The sequence below is a fragment of the Mycolicibacterium setense genome, assembly GCF_000805385.1.
Classification (GTDB): domain Bacteria; phylum Actinomycetota; class Actinomycetes; order Mycobacteriales; family Mycobacteriaceae; genus Mycobacterium; species Mycobacterium setense.
In genome coordinates this window covers 1,153,417-1,173,396 of the sequence record NZ_JTJW01000006.1, presented here as the reverse complement: position 1 = coordinate 1,173,396, position 19,980 = coordinate 1,153,417, and the positions used below count along the sequence as shown (strand labels likewise).

The window sequence follows — 19,980 nt, the reverse complement described above, 5'->3', positions numbered from 1 at the left end:
CGCACCCGATCCCGAAGAGTAAACCATGCCGGTGCGTCAATATGTCGCAAACGAGTCAGTTTGCCGGAATCGGTTCAACGCCTTGACAATCGCCGCGAAGCCGCATCCGCTGGCACACCAGCCGGCACCGCGATGACCAGTACTGCGCGGTAACCCCGCAAGCCCACGCGACGCCGACGGAGAGCGGGGCCACCTATGAATTTCCTATGAAAGGACCACGAAATGCGCCATTTACCGCGGGGGGGTCAGCGGATGCGACCCCACAGCGATGAATCCATCCGGAGCACCGATCCGCACCGGTCCTTCAACCCGCAACTCGGGTCGCTCAGCTACCGGGCTTCGGAACGCTGTCAGGGCAGGAATCGGGAGATCTGCGGTGACGGCAGCGTCTGCGCAGCACGCGCCTGACGGAAACCGGCCACCCCGCCGGCCGCTGTCATCAACACGATGCCGCCGAGGCCGGGCAGCACGGCGAACAGCAGGTCGGAAGTGCTGGCCGTCCGCAAGTAGTCGGCGTAGCCGATCCGGAAGGACTCCGGCACCGCCGGTACTGAGATCGGCTGCGATGCCGGAGGTTCGGACTGCGGTGCGGGAGCGCTCGGTGCGCTCGGTGCACCCGCCGGCGGCGCGGACGGCATCGGGGCCGGGATCACCGGAACAGGAGGAGCGACCACAGGCGCGGGAGCGACCGGCGCCGCGGGTGCCTGCACGGCCGGCGCCGTGGGCGGAGTGGATCGGATGACGATCGTCCGACTGCTCGGGGCGGTGGGCACGGGCGCGAGGTTCGGGGCCCTGCCCAGGTTGCCATTTGCCGGGGCTCCCCCGCCGCCACCACCACCGGATACGACAGCCGACGGCGCCTGGGCCGCCGCAGCGGTACCGCCCGTGGTTATCGCCGCGGTGGGAGCCTGGTCGGCCGTACCCGTGACACCCGCCGACTGCGGAGCCTGCTCGGTCGCAGCCGACCGGGCTGACGACGACGATGACGACGACGCTGAATCCGACGACGTTGACCCCGATGACGTTGACCCGCTCGAGCCGACCTTCGCTTTCGGTCCGGTCGATGCCTTCGATGCGGCCGAGGCGTTCGGCCCGCCGAGGCTGCCGTTCGATTTCTTGGCCCCGCCGGTGCGCTGGTTGCCGACCTTGGCGCTGTGATCGGACTTCTTCTTGTCCTTGTGATCGAAGATGTCCAAGATGTCGAGGTCGATGCCGAACAGATCGGCTGACGCCACCCCGGTGCCGAGCATGCCCGGCCCAACCACCATGGCGCCGCACGCGATTGCACAGCCCGCTGCGGTGTTACGTACCCACGACCGGTCCACGAATAGATCCCCCCAGAAGAGATCGCGGCAGATTACCGCACGCACTGGAACAAGTTCCCATTGTGACATACCGACATTCCGTCGGATTTGCTGGACCATGATTCGAAATAGCGGCCGCGTCAATGTCGGCCAAGGGGGTGGCTTGCGGCGATACCCTTTGTTCGTGGTGGTCAGCGAGTTCCGCCGGTCGGTATGCATACCTGAGATGGCGTTGAACAACCGCGTGCCGGCCCGCACTCGGCACTATGCCGAGAGCGTGTCGAGCCGACTGCGGGTGTTGACCATTGCCACGTGGATCGCGGCCGCGGTGTCGGGAGGGTTCGGAATCTTCCAACTGGTCCTCGGGGGGCCGATGTGGCGGTTCGGATTCGTCAACCTCGGATCGGCGGCGCTGTTCCTGCTGGTGCCGCTGCTGTACCGGTTCGGTGAACTGATCGCGCCACTGGCGTTCTTCCTGTTCGCCTACGCATCGGTGTCGACGATGTGCTTCGCCGTCGGGACCGGTTCGGGACTGCAGTTCTACTTCGTCGTGGCGGCATCGCTGGCGGTGCTGGTGCTGGGGATCGAGCGCATCGTGCTGGCGGGGACGTTGACGGCACTGGCGGTGGCCGCCGCGATCGTGCTGGAAGTCCTGGTTCCCGATGATCGCGGCCTGGGGCCATCGTGGGCGCTGACCGCGGGCTTCGTCCTCTCGGCGGTCTCGGCCGGAGTAATGGTGTTTGCCACAGTGTGGATGTCGTTACGCGAGATCGCTCGGGCCGAACAGGCGATGGAAGCCGAATATCAACGATCCGAGCAACTACTGGCCAATATTCTGCCGGCCACGATCGCCCAGCGGCTCAAGGAACCGTCCCGGACCATCATCGCCGACAAGTATGACGACGCCTCGATCCTGTTCGCCGATATCGCCGGCTATACCGAACGCGCCAGCGACATCAGCCCCACGGAACTCGTGCGCTTCCTGGACCGTCTGTACACCGACCTCGATGCGCTGGTGGATCGTCACGGCCTGGAGAAGGTCAAGACCAGCGGTGACTCCTACATGGTGGTGGCTGGAGTGCCCAAGCCGCGTACCGATCACATCGAGGCCCTGGCCTGCCTGGCGCTTGACCTGGCCGATGCGGTCGCCGACCTCAAGGACCCGCGAGGGCGTGCGGTGCCGCTGCGGATCGGTCTGGCAGCCGGGCCCGTGGTGGCCGGGGTGGTCGGGGCCCGCAAGTTCTTCTACGACGTCTGGGGTGACGCGGTGAACGTCGCCTCCCGTATGGAGACCACCGATGTCGCCGGGCGAATTCAAGTGCCGCACAACGTCTATGAGCGGATCTGCCACGCGTTCGTACTGGAGGAGCGCGGCAATGTCGACGTCAAGGGCAAGGGCCTGATGCACACCTGGTACCTGGTCGGGCGCCGAGACGACGAGGCGGTGCGTACCCGGCTGGAGCAGTCCGGTCCGATGCGCGCCGCCTCACCCGTACCGCCGGCAGGCGTTTAGACCTTGCGGTTCTCCGATTTGATCAGCCACGCCAGCTTCTCCAGGCCGTCGATCAGCTGGTGCAGGATGTCGGCGGTGGTCGGGTCGTGCGCATCAACCGAATCGTGTACGCCGCGCAAGGTGCCGACCGTCGCGTAGATCCGCGTGGTGATGAGGTCGACCACCTCGTCGGTACTGCGCTCGTAGGCGGGGAACTCCGGAAGCGTCGTGCTCGCCACTACGGTGTCCGACCGCCCGTCGGGGACCGCGTCCAACGCGCGCATCCGTTCGGCGATCGTGTCGCTGCCCTCCCGGGCGAAATCGACGACCTCGTCGAGTTGCAGATGCAGGTCCCGGAAGTTGGTGCCGACGACGTTCCAATGCGCCTGCTTGCCTTGCAGCCCGAGCTCGATCAGGTCGACGAGCACCTGCTGCAGATGCCCGCTGAGCTCAGATGCGGCCTGGTAACCCTGGATATCGGTTTCGTTTCGACGTGTACTCATGCCATACACAACGAGCCCTATTCTGGAATCAATCCAAATTAGGAAATCTGTGGCCACGCTCACATCGACTGCCTGCCGGTCCCCTGGTCCTGCTGATTGAGCAGGCGCGCATACCGCGCACCCATGCCCAGCAGCGCCAATCCGACGACGATGAACACCGCGACGCGGAACATCCCGTCGAGAGTCCCCAGGTCGAACAGGAACAGTTTCACCATGGCGGCCACGACGAGCGCCATGCCGCCGCCGATCGGCAGCGAGCGCTCTGTCCTGGGACGTCGTGCCGCGAATCCGAGCAACCCGGCCGCCACCGCGATCCAGCATATGGTCGCCGCCATGTGGCCACCGAAGAACCCGGCCCCGGTACCGCCGATGACCACGCCTGCGGTCACGGTGAACACCGTGACCGCATAGCCGGCCACTACCGCCGCAGCCACCCACACCAGCCGGACCACCTCCTGATCGGCCTCGTCGCCGACCGACCATGCCCAAGAGATGGCGGCGGCCGCGGCTATCGCCAGAACGCTGCCGATCAGCACCGAAACCGTAAGCCCGGCAGACAGTTTCGTGGCATGTATCAGAGTTCCCGGACCGGCGGAGTCGAGGCAGATGACGCCACCGATCATGGCCAGGCCCACGGCGATCCACCGCGGCACATCGCCACCGCGGCCGGCCACCGCCACGGCCACCACGGTGGCCATCGCCAGCAGCAGCGGCCCGGCCACCGGCCCGTCGAAGGCCACCAGCACCGAGACCAGTGCGGCCACCGCCGCCAGCACCGACCACACCTGGCGGACCACGACGCTCAACCCGGGCACGCGGTCACCGATGGCCACGATCGCCACCAAGGCTGCCGCCAGCGCCGCCGCCATGAGGGCCGCGATGACGCGATCGACGGCCGCCACCACGCACAGCACGGGCAGGACACCGCCCGCAGCCAGAACCGCCGTCGCCGCCGGCCGAGTGGTCCAGCGCAACACCAGCACTCCGCCCACCAGCGCCAGCGTGGCCGCGAGCCCACAGGTCAGTGCGAGCACGAGGTCATGCCGGCCGTCGATCGAGGTCGATGCCAGGGCGATCAACAGCGGCAACGTGGCCGCTGCGGTGCGCGCGGCATACAACCAGAGCCAGTCCCGACCGAACTGGACCGGCAGCGCGGCGGCTGACAGAGCCAGCATGAACCCGATCAGCAACAGGGTCACCCCATCGGTGACGACGGGTGCCAGGGCGATCAGCGGCACCAGGACCAACAGGCCCAATCGTTCGGAGTTCCACCGTCGTGCCAGCATCAGGCCGCCGCCACCGATTGCCGCGGCCAACGCCAGACCCACCGGCGCCGACACCCAGTCGTAGATCGTCGTCACAGCGATCACATCCATGTAGGCGGCGGCGACACCGGTCGCAGCCAACGCGATCGCGCCGACACGGCCCCCCGGCCGGCGATAAAGCCACCAACCCACCGCGACGAGGCCGGCCGCCAGGACAGCGCCCGCGGCAATCCTGAACTCCGGTCGCAGAATTCCGGCCTGCGCCGCCAGCACGAGCAACAGCACCACACCGGTCAGCGTCACGGTCACTCCCGCGACCGCGAGTGCCCTGCCGATCCAGCCCTCCGAACTCTCCCGGCGCGGCGCAGGTGCAGGCACGGGTCCAGGAGCAACGGTCGACGACGTCGGGACCACGAATGGCACCGACGGTGGCGAAGTCACCGGCACCGGCGCCTGATCGAGCAACCGGTGCAACTCGCCCAGATCCGCTGACACCCGGTTCGTATAGGCCGAGATCGCGGCAAGATCGGATGACATCCGGGCGATCAGGAGGCGATGCGGTTCGCTCATCGGGCCATCGTGGCAACAAAACCGGCCGTCGTGATGAGTAGGACTACTCGTCGAGACCGTGTTCGATGGCGTAGCGGGCCAACTCGACCCGGTTGGCCACCTGCAGCTTGCGAAACGTCGCCTGGACATGGTTCTCCACGGTGCGGTGGCTCAAGGAAAGTCGCGTGGCGATCTGCTTGGCCGTCAACCCTTTTGCCACGTAGCGCAGCACCTCGGTCTCCCGCTCGGTCAGGCTCGGAGTGGCCGGGCCGTCCTCCGGGCGCTGCGCGATCCGCCGGTACTCCCCGAGCACCAATCCGGCCAACCCCGGGGTGAACACCGCCCGTCCATCGGCAGTGGCCCGCACCGCCGCGGTCAATTCGGCTTTCGACGCGCTCTTGACCAGATAGCCGGTGGCCCCGGACTTCACCGCTTCCAGGACATCGTCGCGCTCGTCGGAGGCGGAGAGCACCAGCACCCGCGAGGACGGTGACACCGTGAGCACCTCCGCGGTGGCGGTGGCACCGTTGCCGTCGGACAAACTCATGTCCATCACCACCACATCGGGCAGCACCACCCCGGCGCGCCTGCGCGCCTGCGCAACGCCATCGGCGGTGGCCACCACGTCGAAGCCCTCGTCGGCCAGGTCGCGTGCCACTGCGTCGCGCCAGATCGGATGGTCGTCGACCACCATGACCCTCAGTGCGGCCTCGCTCATCACTGTCCCTCCTCGAGCGCGTCGCGGTTCGGGCGGGGCAGCGTCAGCTCCCATTCCGTGCCGCATCCCGGGGCGGTGTGCAGATGGGCCTGCCCGCCCAACCAATCCATCCGGCCCACAATCGATTTCGCGATCCCCACATGTCCTTCCCGGGCCGCCTCGGCCAGTCGACCCTCGCCGATGCCCACGCCGTCGTCGCGGATGCTCACCGTCACCGAATCCCCCAGGTCTTCCAACAGCACGAAAACCCGGGCATCCGGCCCGGCGTGCGCGGCGGCGTTGTCCAGCGCGTTGCTCACCGCGGCGAACAATTCATCGGCGGCCTGGTGATCGAGCAGCACCGGATCTGCCGGCAGACTGACCGAAACGCGATCCGAGGCACGGGCCCGCAGCAGCACGCCGATGTCGACAGCTCCACCGGTGTGCACTTCCGGATCGGGTGCGCTGACCAACCTGCGTAGCGCACGCTCCTGCTCGCCCGCCAGCTCAGCCAATTGAGCTGTCTCGCCACCGATTTCGCGCCCGCGCCGCGAAACCAGGGCCAACACCTGGATGGCGCCGTCGTGCACCCGACGCGACAATCGCTCCCGTTCCTCCAGTGAGGCGGCCAGTCGCACCGCACGCTCCAGCTCCGCATGGGCGCGGCGTGCGGTCTGGGCGGCCATTCCCACGGCCAACCCCACCGCCAGTTCGATGACGATGGTGGCGTTGCGGCCCAGGTTGATACTGACGTAACCCTTCAATGCGGCCGCGGCGGCCATCACCGCCAACCCGGCCGCCATTCCCCCGGCCGGGCCGAACTGCAGTGCGGCCGAAATGGTGGCATTCGTGGCCCACAACGTGGTCGGCCACGACTGGTTGTCGGCGATCCAGTGGTCGGACGCCACCAGCTGAGTCGACAGCATCAACGCCAGGACCACGGCGATCTCGGTGATCACCCACGCCGGACGACGGCCGAAACCCTGCAGGTAGGCGATCGCACACGCGACACTCCAGGCGATCAGCACGGCGCACAGCACCCCGGCGACCACCGGACGAGCCAGATCGTCGCTGATCGCGATCTGGAAACCCAGCGCGTACAGGCAGCTCAGCAGCCGGAAGATCTGCGCGGCACGCCACAACGGTGTGACCGGGTCGGGGCGGCGCTGCATTGGCCCAGCATAAAGTTGCCGAGGAGCGCCGGGGAGCACCGTTTTCTCGTGCCGGGGCGGCTATTCGCCCGTGGCCACGGGCCGGTCCGGGTTCGACGCCCACTCCGACCACGAGCCCGGATACAGCGCCGCTTCGACGCCGGCGGCGGCCAAGCCCGCTACCGCGAGCGCAGCCGTGACCCCGGAACCGCAGTAGGCACCCACCACGGCGCCGCCTGCCGCTCCGCGCTCGGCGATCAGCGCCCGAAGGTGGGTGTCCGGGAGCAGCGTGCCGTCCGCGGAGAGCAGCTGCGTGCTGGGCAGATTGATCGCCCCGGGAATGTGGCCTGCCACCGGGTCGACGGGTTCGACCTCGCCGCGGAATCGTTCCGGTGCCCGCGCATCCAGCAGCACGCCGACGGCTGTCTGTGCCTCCTCGGCGGTCAGGGTGGGCAGGGCGCCCCGGTAGAGGTCGGCATGGACCACGTCCACATCGCCCGGCTCGGGCGTGACGGGCCCGCTCTGCAGGGACTCACCGCCAGCGGTCCAGGCCGCCAGACCGCCGTCGAGGATGCGGACGTCATCGATCCCGGCCGCGGTCAGCACCCACCAGGCTCGCGCCGAGCCGGCGCGGTTCCAGTCGTCGTAGACCACGGTGGGGACGCCCCTGCGCACGCCCCAACGACGTGCCGCTGCCTGCAGGTCAGCCCCCGTAGGCAACGGATGACGACCGCGGCCCGCAATTCCGTGATCCGTCAGTTCATCGTCGAGTGAGACGAAGACGGCACCGGGCAGATGACCGGCCAGGTACGCCTGTTCACCGTCGGGTTCGGCCAACGACCAGCGCACGTCCAGCAGGCTGAGCGGCTCCCCCGAAACGATGAGCTCCCGCAGTTCACCGGCAGTGACGAAGACATTTTCTCGTGTGGAGGCCACGCGATCGAAGCTACATCACCTTGGACAGAAACTCCTTTGTGCGTTCATGTTTGGGATTGGCCATCACCTCGCGAGGAGGGCCGGTCTCCACGATGACGCCGCCGTCCATGAACACCAGCTTGTCGGCGACCTCGCGCGCGAAACCCATTTCGTGGGTCACCACCACCATGGTCATGCCCTCGCCGGCGAGTTTCTTGATCACCGCCAGCACCTCGCCGACGAGCTCGGGGTCCAGTGCCGAAGTCGGCTCGTCGAACAGCATCAGCTTCGGGTTCATCGCCAGCGCGCGGGCAATGGCCACCCGCTGCTGCTGCCCGCCCGACAGCTGGGCGGGGTATGCGTCGGCCTTGGCGGCCAACCCCACCTGGTCAAGCAGGTCCTTGGCCCGGGTGAGCGCGGCGTCCTTCTTCACCTTCTTGACGCGCATCGGCGCCTCGATGACGTTCTCCAGCGCGGTGCGATGCGGGAACAGGTTGAAATGCTGGAACACCATGCCGATGTCGCGGCGTTGTTTGGCCGCATCGCGCGGCGCCATCTCGTGCAACTTGCCGCCACGCTCGCGGTAGCCGATCAAATCGCCGTCGACGTAGAGCCGGCCGGCGTTGACCTGCTCCAAGTGATTGATGCACCGCAGGAATGTCGACTTGCCCGAACCGGACGGCCCGACCATGCACAGGACCTCGCCCCTCCCGACGTCCAGGGTGACGCCCTTGAGGACGTGCAGGGCACCGAAACTCTTGCACACGCTCTCGGCCCGGACCATCGGTTCGGCTGCAGCGGTCATGGATGCGGTTCTCCCATCTGGGCTTTGGCCAGAGCCTCAAGCTGTTTGGTGGTCAGCTTGCGCGATGCGCCGCGCGCGTAATAGCGCTCGAGGTAGTACTGACCGATCATCAGCACGCTGGTGATCGCCAGGTACCAGGTGGAGGCCACGAGCAGCAGCGGCACGGGCTCGAACAGCTGAACCCCGATATCCTTTGAGCGGCCGTACAACTCGAAGCTGTAGGGCACGGCGGTGACGAGCGACGTGGTCTTCAGCATGCTGATGAACTCATTGCCGGTCGGGGGGATGATGACCCGCATCGCCTGCGGAAGCACAGTGCGCCGCATGGTCATTCCCCACGACATGCCGAGCGCCACCGACGCCTCGGCCTGACCCTCCGGGACCGAACTGATGCCGGCTCGGATGATCTCGGCCATATAGGCGGCCTCGTTGAGGCCCAGGCCGAGAACCGCCAGCCAGAACACATTCGGATCCGACAAGCTGAACTCGAAGAGTGTCGGACCGAACGGTACGCCGAGCTGAATGTTCTTGTAGATCACGGGCACCAGGCCCCACAGCACCAACTGCACGTAGATCGGTGTGCCGCGGAAGATCCACAGATACGTCCAGGACACCGCTTTGAATACCGGGTTGGGCGACAACCGCATCACGGCCAGGAGCACGCCGAGCACAAGCGCGATGACCATCGAGTAGATGGTCAACTGCAGCGTGTTCCAGGCGGCTTCCGAGATTCGTTGGTCGAAGAGGTACTTGACGTAGGTCTCCCACCCGTACGCCTCGTTGGTGGCCGCACCGTAGACGAACAGCCCGAGCAGGATGACGATGACCACAGCCGCCACCCAGCGCCACGGATGCCTCAGCGGGACGGCATCGATGGCGGCAGGCGGCGATCCATCAGTCATCGTCGGCTCAGCTGACTGCACCGTTGATGACCGGCTTGTCGATCATCCCGTTCTCGGCGCCCCAGTTAGCGGCCACCTGCTTGTACGCACCGCTGTCGATGAGGTGCTGCAGTGCCTGCCTGAGGGATTCGGCCAGTGGCGAACCCTTCTGCACAGCCCATCCATAGGGCGCGGAATCGAAGATCTCCCCCGCCGCCTCGAGCTTGCCGCCGCTCTGCTTGATCGCGTAGGCCGTCACCGGTGAGTCGGCCGACATGGCGTCGGCCTGCCCGAGCATGACCGCACTGGTGGCCGCGGTCTGATCGTCGAACTTCACCACGTTGATGGTCGGCTTGCCCGCCTCGATGCACTTCTGGATGCGGGCCGGCATCTCTTCGGTGTCCTGCACGGTTGCCGTCTGCACCGCAATCTTCTTGCCGCAGGCGTCTTCCGGACTGATGCCGGCGCCGACCTTCTGCGCCCACGCCGAGCCGGCCTTGAAGTAGGTGACGAAGTCGACCTGCTCCTCACGCTTTTTGGAATCGGTGAACGAGGACATGCCGACGTTGTAATTGCCGCCCTGAACCGACGGGATGATCTTGTCGAACAACGAGGCCCGGTACTCGGGGGTGAGGCCCAGCGTGGCCGCGATGGCGTTCATCAGATCGACGTCGAAGCCGATGATCTTGCCCGCGGGGTCTTTGAATTCGTTCGGCGGGTACGACGGATCGGTGCCGATGATCAGCTTGCCGCTCGACTTGATCGCCTCAGGCAGCGTGTTGGCGATCGCCTCGACCTTGTCGGCCGACGCCGCGGTGGTCTGGGTGGCCGGACCGCTGCTGTCGGTGTTGGTGGCGCAGCCCGATAACGCCAACGCGCCGCTCGCGGCGACCACCACCGCCAAACGCCATGCCTTGCGTCGACGGGGATGACATCCAAGTGTCACGGTTGCCTCTTTTCTCTTTCTTCGGCTGTGGTCGGGCTATCCCGAATCGGAGACGTTAACGGCCTCCGGCCGAGGATGCAGCGCCGGTAACGGAACCTTAACGAGCATGCTTCAACGCCACAGCCGTAACGCAAAAACCGCGATCTACATCTACGTTTGTGTCAAACTGCCTGCATGGAAACCACTGCTTCGCCAAACTTGTTGCCACATCTGTGGAAATCGACACTGGTTTCAGGGATTCTCGCTGTCATTCTCGGGATCCTGGTGCTGGTATGGCCGGGCATCACCATTCTCGTCGCCGCGATTTTTCTCGGCGTCTATCTGTTGATCACCGGTATCTCTCAGCTCGTCCTGGCCTTCAGTCTGCGCTCATCGGTCGGGGGGCGCGTGTTGCTGTTCATCGGCGGCGCCGCGGCACTCGTACTGGCCGTGCTGTGCTTCATCAGTTTCTCCAACGACCTGCAGTCCGCGGTTGAACTGCTGGCGATCTGGATCGGCGTCGGATTCGTCTTCCGCGGTGTCGCGACGGCGATGTCGGCCATCGGAGATCCCACACTGCCGGGGCGGATCTGGGAGATCATCATCGGCATCGTCAGCGTCATCGCCGGCATCATCATGTTCGTCGCTCCGTTGGAGGGGCTGGTCGCCCTGGCTCAGGTCACCGGCATCATCCTGATCGTCGTCGGGGTGTTCGAGGTGATTTCGGCCTTCGCGATCCGCAGCGGCGCCAAGCAGCTCAAGGCCGCGATCTCGCCGCAGGGTTCTGTTTCGTGACGTAAGACACCGGTCAGGGTCATCCGCCGGTTGCCGACGATCTACTACACTTCGTCGTAGATTGATCTGAGACCTCGGAAGTAGGGCCAGATGGACGCTTTGGACGTGTCACGGTGGCAGTTCGGCATCACCACCGTGTACCACTTCATTTTCGTTCCGCTGACGATCGGATTGGCGCCGCTGATCGCCGTCATGCAGACGGCGTGGGTGGTCACCGGCAACGACAGCTGGTACCGACTCACGCGATTCTTCGGCAAGCTGTTCCTGATCAACTTCGCGATCGGCGTGGCGACCGGCATCGTGCAGGAATTCCAGTTCGGCATGAACTGGAGTGAATATTCGCGCTTCGTCGGCGACATCTTCGGCGCACCGCTGGCATTCGAAGGCCTGGTCGCGTTCTTCGTCGAATCCACCTTCATCGGCTTGTGGATCTTCGGTTGGACACGCCTGCCCCGGACGGTTCACCTGTTCTGCATCTGGATGGTGGCCTTCGCGGTCAACGCGTCCGCGTTCTTCATCATCGCCGCCAACTCGTTCATGCAGCATCCGGTCGGCGCCAAGTTCAACCCCGAGAGCGGCCGCGCAGAGCTCATCGACTTCGTCGCCCTGCTGACCAACAACACCGCGATCTGGGCCTTCCTGCACGTCGTGGCCGGATCTCTGCTCACCGCGGGCACCTTCGTCGCGGCCGTCAGTGCCTGGCTGATGGTGCGCGATCGGCGCCGGGCTGCCCACCCCGAGAGCTCGGACCCCCCGGCCGACGAACTCGCCGCCGACTCCGCCGGAATGTACCGTCCGGCAACGATTCTGGGCAGCCTGGTCGCCTTGGCGTCCGTGGGTGTGCTGCTGTTCACCGGTGACGTCCAAGGCAAGCTGATGTTCGTGCAGCAGCCGATGAAAATGGCCTCGGCAGAATCACTGTGTGACACCCAGACCGACCCGGACTTCTCGGTACTGACAGTCGGCACACACAACAACTGCGCCAGCGTCAGCCACGTGATCGAGGTTCCCTATGTGCTGCCGTTCCTGGCCGAGGGGAAGTTCAGCGGCGTCACGCTGGAGGGCGTCAACGATCTGCAGCGGCAATACGAATCGCGGTTCGGCCCCGGCGACTACCGGCCCAACCTGTTCGTCACCTACTGGTCGTTCCGGGCCATGATCGGCCTGATGCTGGTACCCCTGGCATTCGCGCTGCTGGCGTTGTGGCTCACCCGCGGTCGCAGGCTCCCCGATCAGCGGTGGTTCGGCATTCTCGCCCTGATCACCCTGCCGACACCATTCCTGGCCAACTCCGCCGGCTGGGTGTTCACCGAAATGGGGCGTCAACCCTGGGTGGTGGTACCCAACCCGACCGGTGACCAGATGGTCAGGCTGACCGTGCAACAAGGCGTCTCAGATCACTCGGCCGGCACGGTGTTCTTCTCACTCGCGGTCTTCACCCTGCTCTACGGCGGTCTCGCGGTCGTCTGGTTCTGGTTGATGCGTCGCTATGTCACCGAAGGACCCCAGGAACACGATTCCGAGCCGGCACCGCCCACGCCCCCGGGCGAGGACGAATCTGCTCCTTTGTCTTTCGCCTACTGAGAGGACTGATCGCAGATGGGACTCCAAGAGATCTGGTTCATCCTCATCGCCGCACTGTTCCTCGGGTTCGTGGTGCTGGAGGGCTTCGACTTCGGCGTCGGGATGCTGATGGCGCCGCTGGGCAGCGTAGGCGAAGGCGATCCGGAAAGCCGCAGGCGGGCGGTGCTCAACACCATCGGGCCCGTGTGGGATGCCAATGAGGTGTGGCTCATCACCGCGGGCGCAGCCATGTTCGCCGCATTTCCGAACTGGTACGCAACCCTGTTCTCGGCCTTGTACCTACCGCTGCTGGCGATCCTGTTCGGGATGATCCTGCGCATCGTGGGAATCGAGTGGCGGGGCAAGATCGACGACACCAAGTGGCGGAAGTGGGCTGACGTCGGCATCGCAGTCGGATCGTGGTTGCCCGCCATACTCTGGGGTGTCGCGTTCGCAATCCTGGTGCGCGGCTTGCCGATTGACGCCGACCATCGGGTAAATTCCTCGATCGGCGATGTGCTCAACGCCTACACCCTGCTCGGTGGACTGGCCACCGCGTCGTTGTTCGCGTTCTACGGCTCGGTGTTCATCGCCCTGAAAACCGCTGGGCCCGTGCGCGATGACGCGTTCCGGTTCGCCCGGGCACTGACGTTGCCGGTGATCCTGCTGGCCGGCGGCTTCGGACTGTGGACTCAGCTGGCCCACGGCAAGCCATGGACCTGGGCAGCGTTGGCGGTGGCAGTCGTCGCGCTGCTGATCTCGGTGGCACTCATGTGGTCACGGTCGCGGGAAGGCTGGGCGTTCGTCGCGACCGTGGTGGTCGTGGCGGCCGTCGTCGTCCTGCTGTTCGGTTCGATGTACCCGCACCTGTTGCCGTCCACCCTCAATCCGGACTGGGGTGTGACGATCTACAACGGCTCGTCGACCCCGTACACCCTCAAGATCATGACCTGGGCATCGCTGACATTGCTGCCGCTGGTCCTGGTGTACCAGGGCTGGACGTACTGGGTGTTCCGTAAACGGATTTCGGCGGACCGCATCCCGGCCCCCATCGGTTTGTCACGGCGGTCGGTCTGAATCTCTGGCGCGCACTCGGCGTCCGCGGCGCCACCGGGTCGACGGCGGTTCTGCGGCGCCACCTCCTGGCTGCGGTGGCCTGCGGCGTGACGATCAGCGCGAGCACCATCGCCGCAGCCGTCGTGCTGGCCCACATCGTTGCCGGGATCATCACGGAACCGGCCTCTGCGTCCCGCCACGGTGCGGCCCTGGCCACGTTGTCCGCGCTCTGGGTTCTGCGCGCAGGGGCGCACTGGCTCCAGGGCCGGCTCTCACAGCGCGGCGCCACCGCGGTCATCGGGGAGTTGTCCGGCCAGGTGCTGCGTTCGGTAACCGCTGCGCCGCCAAGGCGATTGGCGGCCGACCGCGATGACGCCGCGGCGGTGGTCACCCGGGGCCTGGACGGGCTGCGCCCCTACTTCACGGGTTATCTGCCCGCGGTGGTGCAGGCCGCCGTCCTGACTCCGCTGGCGGTGGTGGTGATGGCCTGCTACGACCTGCAGGCTGCGGCGATCGTGGTGATCGCGCTTCCTCTGATCCCGATATTCATGGTGCTGATCGGTCTGCTCACGGCCGAGCGGTCGGCAGCATCACTGGCCGCGATGACCACCCTGCAGGCCCGGCTTCTCGACCTGGTGGCAGGCATCCCGACATTGCGGGCCCTCGGCCGGGCTGCAGGATCGGTCCAACGGATCACCGAACTCGCTGCCGCGCATCGCCGTTCGGCCATGGCGACCCTCCGTATCGCCTTCCTGTCCTCATTGGTGCTGGAACTGCTGGCCACCCTCGGCGTGGCCCTGGTCGCGGTAAGTGTCGGTGTACGGCTGGTATACGGCGAAGTGACCCTCACCGCCGGGTTGACGGTCCTGCTGCTGGCCCCCGAAGTGTTCTGGCCACTACGCCGGGTGGGCGCGGCCTTCCATGCCGCACAGGACGGCAAAACCGCCGCAGAACAGGCGTTTCGGTTATGTGAGTCCTTCGTTCCTGCCGAAGGCGGCACCCGGGTGCCGGATTCCGCACCGACGATCGAACTCGACGGTCTGAGCCCGCCGATCGAACCGGGCCGCATCACGGTGCTGACGGGCCCCAACGGGGCCGGAAAATCTACTGCGCTGCAAGCGATCCTCGGACTGACCACGCTGCCGTCAGGGCCCGTGCGGGTCGACGGGGTCGATGTCGGAGACCTGGATCAGGCGGCATGGTGGCGCACCGTCGCCTGGCTCCCCCACCGTCCTGTCCTCATCCCGGGCACCGTCCGCGAAAACCTGGAACTACTCGGACCGCTCGAGGACCTTGACCGGGCTTGCCGCGACGCCGGATTCGACGACGTCCTCGATGACCTTCCCGACGGTCTGGACACCCAGATCGGCCGTACCGGCGTGGGTTTGTCCCTGGGCCAACGACAACGACTCGGGTTGGCCCGAGCGCTGGGTTCCCCGGCTCGGGTACTCCTGCTCGACGAGCCCACCGCCCATCTCGACGCCGCACTGGAGCAGCGGGTTCTACAGGCCGTTCTCGCGCGGGCCCGGGCGGGCGCCACGGTGGTGGTGGTCGGGCACCGGGATCCGGTACTGACCGTCGGCGATCGGGTGATCACGATCGGTGCCGCACATGTTTCGTGACGATCCGCTGCTGCGATTGACCCTGGAGCTGTTGCGGCCACGGCTGAGCCGGGTGATCCTGGCGAGTGTCCTCGGCGTGCTCTCGCTGGGCAGCGCACTGGCACTGGCCGGTGTCTCGGCCTGGTTGATCACCCGGGCTTGGCAGATGCCCCCGATTCTGGACCTGTCGATAGCCGTGGTCGCGGTACGCGCGCTGGGGATCTCGCGTGGCGTGCTCGGCTATTGTCAGCGGCTGGCCGCACACGACACCGCGCTGCGGGCCGCGGCCAATGCCCGCACCGGGCTCTACCGCAAGCTCGCCTCCGGGCCGGACGACGACGCGACGCGCCTCCCCAGTGGTGAATTGGTGGCCCGGGTCGGCAGCTCTGTCGACGAACTGGCCGACGTCGTGGTGCGCTCGGTACTGCCCATCGTGGTCGCCGCGGTGCTCAGCTGCGTGTCCGTCGGCGTCATCGCACTCATCTCACCAAGCGCCGCAGCGATATTGGCGTTGTGCCTGCTGATCGCCGGAGTCGTAGCCCCGGCGCTGACGGCCCGCGCCGCCACTGCCGCCGAATCCGTTGCGGTGCAATACCGTAGCGACCGCGACTCGGCTTCGATGCTGGCGCTCGAGTATGCCCCGGAGTTGCGGGTCAGTGGACGCCTCGACGAGGTGATCGCCATCGCACAACGCCGCCACCGAGATTGGGGGCATGCCGCCGACCGCGCTGCGGCGCCGGCCGCACTGGCCGCCGCCATGCCCAGCATCGCCATCGGTGCCAGTGTCCTGGGTGCGGTCGTCGCCGGCATCGCCCTGGCTCCGACGACCGCGCCGACCACCCTGGCCATCCTGATGTTGTTACCTCTGTCCGCCTTCGAGGCGACCACCGCACTTCCCGACGCCGCCGTCGGGCTCACCAAGGCCCGCATCGCCGCGCGGCGCCTGCGCGAGCTCACCGAGAGCGTTCCCGGGACGCGCAGGCGACCCACGGCTCCGGCCGTCGATCTTCCTGCCGGTGGCCGCCTGGCCGTTGTCGGCCCCAGCGGTTCGGGCAAGACCACGCTGCTGATGGCGCTGGCCGAACGGCTGGGTAAAACTCCAGGGCGCGCAGCATTTTTCGCCGAGGACGCGCACATCTTCGACACCACGGTGCGGGACAATCTGCTCGTGGTCCGCGGAGACGCCACCGATCCAGAATTACTCTCCGCGATCCGGCGGGTCGGCCTCGACGAGTGGCTCGAGGCACTTCCCGACGGCCTGTCGACCGTGCTCGAAGGCGGCCACACCGCGGTCTCAGCCGGGCAACGACGCCGGCTGCTGCTGGCCAGGGTGCTGCTGTCCGATTTCTCAGTGGTCCTTCTCGACGAACCCACCGAGAACCTCGATGCCGCCGACAGCGAGCGAATACTCACCGAAATCCTCACTCCCGGTGATTGGTTCACCGCGGAGCGCGCCGTCGTCGTGGCCACCCACCATCTACCGGACACGCTCGACTGCCCCGTCATCCGTTGCCCGCAACCCGGCGGGGCCATCGGCGAGTAGCCTCACAGGCATGACCGACGAGCGATCGAACCCGCCCGGGTCTGACGAACCGCAACCGGACGGGCCGCCCCCGCCACCGGGGTACCCCTACGGGCCTCCTCCGGGCGCGTATCCCGGCGCCTATCCTTCTGGCCCGCCACCGTACGGCGGGTACCCGATGCAGCCGATTCCGCGCGGGCCCGCCAACGGGTTGGGCACCGCCGCGCTGGTGCTCGCGATCTTCGGCCTGCTGTTGACGTGGTCGGTGATCGGCGGACTGATATTCGGCGTCACCGCGCTGATTCTCGGATTCCTCGCCCAAGGCCGTTGCCGGCGCGGCGAAGCCACCAACAGCGGAGTGGCCGTCACCGGCATCGCACTCGGCGCGATCGCCTGCGTGTTGTCGCTGGTGTTCATCGGCATCTGGGTCTACTTCGGCAAGCAATGGTTCGACGACGTCGGCGGTTCCGACTATGTGCACTGCCTGGAACAGGCCGGCGACGACGCCGCGGCCCAGCAGCGGTGTGAAAATGAGTTCGAGCGCCGGGTCGAGGATTCGTTCGGTGTGAATCCGACCCCTACGCGCTGAGCGTTCCGGGCACCCGAGCTCAGCTGGGGAAGTGCTTGACGATGCCCTCCTGTACTACGGTCGCCAGCAAGTGCCCGGCCTCGTCGAAGAAGTGTCCGGTGCCCAGCCCGCGGGATTCCGCGGCAACCGGTGACGTAGTGGAGTACAACACCCACTCGTCGAACTTGAACGGGCGGTGAAACCACACCGAGTGATTCATGGTCACCGCGAAGATCCGGTCGAAACCCCACGACAACCCGTGCGTGGTGATGATGGAATCGAGCACCGTGGTGTCCGACGAGTACACCAGGGCGGCGCCGTGCAACACCGGGTCGCTGGGCATCGGCCCCTCGGTCTTGAGCCACACCCGGTTGTGGTCGAGCTTGCCGCCCTTTTTCCGCATGATCCAGGCCGGATCGTTGGTGTAGCGCCATTCGATCGGACGTAACGCCTCGACGAACAGCGGCACCGTCTTCTCATAGCCGCGCAGCAACTCGTCGATCTTCGGCAACGTGTCCGGATGCGGAACCTCGGGCGCGGGCACGCTGTGTTCCAGGCCCCGGCCGGCGTTCATGTAGGACAGCATCACCGTGGTCAGCAGGTTGCCGTCCTGCATGACATCCACCCGGCGGTTGGCGAACCGGCGTTCGTCGCGCAGCCGCACGACGTGGAACTCCAGATCCTTCTCCGGATCGCCGCCGGCGATGAAGTGCGCATTCAACGCACTCGGGGACAGTTTGTGCTCCAACGTGCGACCGCCGGCGACGAACGCCTGCGCAATCATCTGCCCACCGAAGGTACGCACCGGGTTCTTACTCGGATGCGAACCGATGAACAGGTTGTCATCGACGCGATTCAGATCGAGAACAGCCAGCAGCTCCTCGAAATCCGTGTGTGTCAAGGAATGCCTTTCGAATTGCAGGCGCTTCCGGCAGAGGAACCGCTAGAGGTCGTCCTCCCCGATGCGGTGCACGTGGATCAGATTCGTGGAGCCTACTGTGCCGGGCGGAGCGCCCGCGACGATGACCACCAGCTCACCGCGCTTGTAGCGGCCGAGCTCGAGCAGCGATTTGTCGACCTGGCGGATCATGTCGTCGGTGTTCGACATCTGCGGCACGATGAACGTCTCGGTGCCCCAGGTCAGCGCCAGCTGGCTGCGCACCTCGGGCAGCGCGGTGAACGCCAGCACCGGCAGCGGAGTGTGCAGCCGGGCCAGGCGACGCACCGTGTCCCCGGACTGGGTGAAGGCAACCAGCGCCTTGGCGTCCAGCCGCTCGCCGATGTCGCGGGCCGCGTACGAGATCACGCCGCGCTTGGTGCGCGGGGTGTGGGTCAGCGGCGGCACCGTCACCGAGTTGTCCTCGACGGCCTTGATGATGCGGGCCATCGTCTTGACGGCCTCCAACGGGTACTTGCCGACCGAGGTCTCACCGGAGAGCATGACCGCGTCGGCACCGTCGAGCACAGCGTTGGCGACGTCGGAGGCCTCGGCGCGGGTGGGCCGGGAACTCTCGATCATCGACTCCAGCATCTGGGTGGCCACGATGACGGGTTTGGCGTTCTCCCTTGCCATCTGAATGGCACGCTTCTGCACCAGCGGCACTTCTTCCAGCGGCAGTTCGACGCCCAGGTCACCACGCGCCACCATGATGGCGTCGAACGCCAGCACGATGGCCTCGAGGTTCTCGACCGCCTCGGGCTTCTCCAGCTTGGCGATCACCGGAACCCGTCGGCCGACGCGGTCCATCACCTCGTGGACCAACTCGACGTCGGCGGGCGACCGGACGAAGGACAACGCGACCAGATCCACCCCTAGCCGCAGCGCGAACTCGAGATCATCGATGTCCTTTTCGGACAGCGCAGGCGCCGTCACGTTCATGCCGGGCAGGGACATGCCCTTGTTGTTGCTGACCGGACCGCCCTCGGTGACCGTGCACACCACGTCGTTGCCGGCGATCTGCTCGACCACCAGACCGACGTTGCCGTCGTCGACGAGCACCCGATCTCCGGGCCGGGCGTCCTCGGCCAGCCGCTTGTACGTGGTCGACACCCGGTCATGGGTGCCCTCACACTCGTCGACGGTGATCCGCACCGATTCACCCGTCGCCCAGTAGGTCGGGCCCTCGGTGAAGCGGCCGAGGCGGATCTTGGGCCCCTGCAAGTCGGCGAGCACGCCCACGGCGTGGCCGGTGGCATCCGACGCCCCCCGCACCCGCTTGTAGGCAGCCTCGTGGTCGGAGTAGTCACCGTGGCTGAAGTTGAGCCGGGCAACATCCATACCGGCCTCGACGAGAGCCCGTACGGACTCATCCGTGCTGGTAGCCGGGCCAAGGGTACAAACGATCTTTCCGCGTCTGCTCACGTCATGTCAGCATAGTCGTTAATCGA

18 protein-coding genes are annotated in these 19,980 nt (G+C 66.4%); 7 read left to right on the top strand and 11 right to left on the bottom strand.

Features of this window, described 5'->3' with window-relative positions; translation table 11 throughout:
- Window positions 1–350: 350 nt before the first annotated feature.
- Window positions 351–1,325 (bottom strand): hypothetical protein, encoded by a 975-nt coding sequence (locus QQ25_RS16310; RefSeq protein WP_131546174.1) that lies wholly within the window; start codon window positions 1,323–1,325, stop codon window positions 351–353.
- A gap of 205 nt (window positions 1,326–1,530) precedes the next feature.
- On the opposite strand from QQ25_RS16310, the gene QQ25_RS16305 reads away from it, so the two are divergent.
- Window positions 1,531–2,817: an adenylate/guanylate cyclase domain-containing protein gene (locus tag QQ25_RS16305; protein WP_198530817.1), complete on the top strand. Its 1,287-nt coding sequence runs from the start codon at window positions 1,531–1,533 to the stop codon at window positions 2,815–2,817.
- On the opposite strand, the gene QQ25_RS16300 is transcribed toward QQ25_RS16305, so the two are convergent.
- The 8 genes from QQ25_RS16300 to QQ25_RS16265 are packed head-to-tail and all read right to left on the bottom strand — an operon-like array spanning window position 2,814 to window position 10,508.
- Entirely contained in the window at window positions 2,814–3,299 is a 486-nt protein-coding gene (locus tag QQ25_RS16300) for a Dps family protein (protein WP_039379586.1), read from the bottom strand. The two genes, QQ25_RS16305 and QQ25_RS16300, sit on opposite strands and share 4 nt — an antisense overlap.
- Window positions 3,300–3,358: 59 nt before the next feature.
- Window positions 3,359–5,134, bottom strand: a complete 1,776-nt coding sequence (locus QQ25_RS16295) for a DUF2339 domain-containing protein (protein ID WP_039379585.1) — start codon at window positions 5,132–5,134, stop codon at window positions 3,359–3,361.
- 43 nt (window positions 5,135–5,177) lie between these two features.
- Window positions 5,178–5,831 carry a response regulator gene (locus tag QQ25_RS16290; RefSeq protein ID WP_039379584.1) on the bottom strand — a complete coding sequence of 218 codons (654 nt, stop codon included), beginning with the start codon at window positions 5,829–5,831 and terminating at the stop codon, window positions 5,178–5,180.
- Complete coding sequence (gene macS, locus QQ25_RS16285) at window positions 5,831–6,982, bottom strand: MacS family sensor histidine kinase (RefSeq protein ID WP_039379582.1); 1,152 nt, start codon at window positions 6,980–6,982, stop codon at window positions 5,831–5,833. The genes QQ25_RS16290 and macS overlap by 1 nt, the downstream gene beginning before the upstream one ends.
- 60 nt (window positions 6,983–7,042) lie before the next feature.
- Entirely contained in the window at window positions 7,043–7,897 is an 855-nt protein-coding gene (locus QQ25_RS16280) for a sulfurtransferase (protein WP_039379581.1), read from the bottom strand.
- A 10-nt stretch (window positions 7,898–7,907) separates the two neighbouring features.
- Window positions 7,908–8,660, bottom strand: coding sequence for an amino acid ABC transporter ATP-binding protein (locus QQ25_RS16275; protein ID WP_039320669.1), 753 nt, complete (start codon window positions 8,658–8,660; stop codon window positions 7,908–7,910).
- A 17-nt stretch (window positions 8,661–8,677) separates the two neighbouring features.
- Window positions 8,678–9,583 (bottom strand): amino acid ABC transporter permease, encoded by a 906-nt coding sequence (locus QQ25_RS16270; protein WP_039320666.1) that lies wholly within the window; start codon window positions 9,581–9,583, stop codon window positions 8,678–8,680.
- A 7-nt stretch (window positions 9,584–9,590) separates the two neighbouring features.
- A complete protein-coding gene (locus tag QQ25_RS16265) occupies window positions 9,591–10,508 on the bottom strand; it encodes an ABC transporter substrate-binding protein (protein ID WP_039379579.1) in 918 nt (305 codons plus the stop codon).
- A gap of 174 nt (window positions 10,509–10,682) precedes the next feature.
- Between QQ25_RS16265 and QQ25_RS16260 the strand changes: the two genes are divergently transcribed.
- The 6 genes from QQ25_RS16260 (at window position 10,683) to QQ25_RS16235 (ending at window position 17,613) form a co-directional block, all read left to right on the top strand.
- On the top strand, window positions 10,683–11,282 hold the full coding sequence (locus tag QQ25_RS16260) for an HdeD family acid-resistance protein (RefSeq protein WP_039320011.1): 600 nt from the start codon (window positions 10,683–10,685) through the stop codon (window positions 11,280–11,282).
- Window positions 11,283–11,372: 90 nt separating this feature from the next.
- On the top strand, window positions 11,373–12,866 hold the full coding sequence (locus tag QQ25_RS16255) for a cytochrome ubiquinol oxidase subunit I (protein WP_039320008.1): 1,494 nt from the start codon (window positions 11,373–11,375) through the stop codon (window positions 12,864–12,866).
- A 15-nt stretch (window positions 12,867–12,881) separates the two neighbouring features.
- Window positions 12,882–13,922 carry a cytochrome d ubiquinol oxidase subunit II gene (cydB, locus tag QQ25_RS16250; protein WP_039379578.1) on the top strand — a complete coding sequence of 347 codons (1,041 nt, stop codon included), beginning with the start codon at window positions 12,882–12,884 and terminating at the stop codon, window positions 13,920–13,922.
- Between the two features lie 50 nt (window positions 13,923–13,972).
- Window positions 13,973–15,523 carry a thiol reductant ABC exporter subunit CydD gene (cydD, locus tag QQ25_RS16245; protein ID WP_052235844.1) on the top strand — a complete coding sequence of 517 codons (1,551 nt, stop codon included), beginning with the start codon at window positions 13,973–13,975 and terminating at the stop codon, window positions 15,521–15,523.
- Window positions 15,513–17,045: an ATP-binding cassette domain-containing protein gene (locus QQ25_RS16240; RefSeq protein WP_039379575.1), complete on the top strand. Its 1,533-nt coding sequence runs from the start codon at window positions 15,513–15,515 to the stop codon at window positions 17,043–17,045. Before cydD ends, QQ25_RS16240 begins: the two co-directional genes overlap by 11 nt.
- A gap of 10 nt (window positions 17,046–17,055) precedes the next feature.
- Window positions 17,056–17,613 (top strand): DUF4190 domain-containing protein, encoded by a 558-nt coding sequence (locus QQ25_RS16235; protein WP_039379574.1) that lies wholly within the window; start codon window positions 17,056–17,058, stop codon window positions 17,611–17,613.
- A gap of 19 nt (window positions 17,614–17,632) precedes the next feature.
- On the opposite strand, the gene QQ25_RS16230 is transcribed toward QQ25_RS16235, so the two are convergent.
- Both QQ25_RS16230 and pyk read right to left on the bottom strand, forming a co-directional pair.
- On the bottom strand, window positions 17,633–18,493 hold the full coding sequence (locus tag QQ25_RS16230) for an acyl-CoA thioesterase II (protein WP_039379572.1): 861 nt from the start codon (window positions 18,491–18,493) through the stop codon (window positions 17,633–17,635).
- A gap of 42 nt (window positions 18,494–18,535) precedes the next feature.
- A complete protein-coding gene (pyk, locus tag QQ25_RS16225; RefSeq protein ID WP_039319995.1) occupies window positions 18,536–19,954 on the bottom strand; it encodes a pyruvate kinase in 1,419 nt (472 codons plus the stop codon).
- Window positions 19,955–19,980 lie beyond the last annotated feature (26 nt).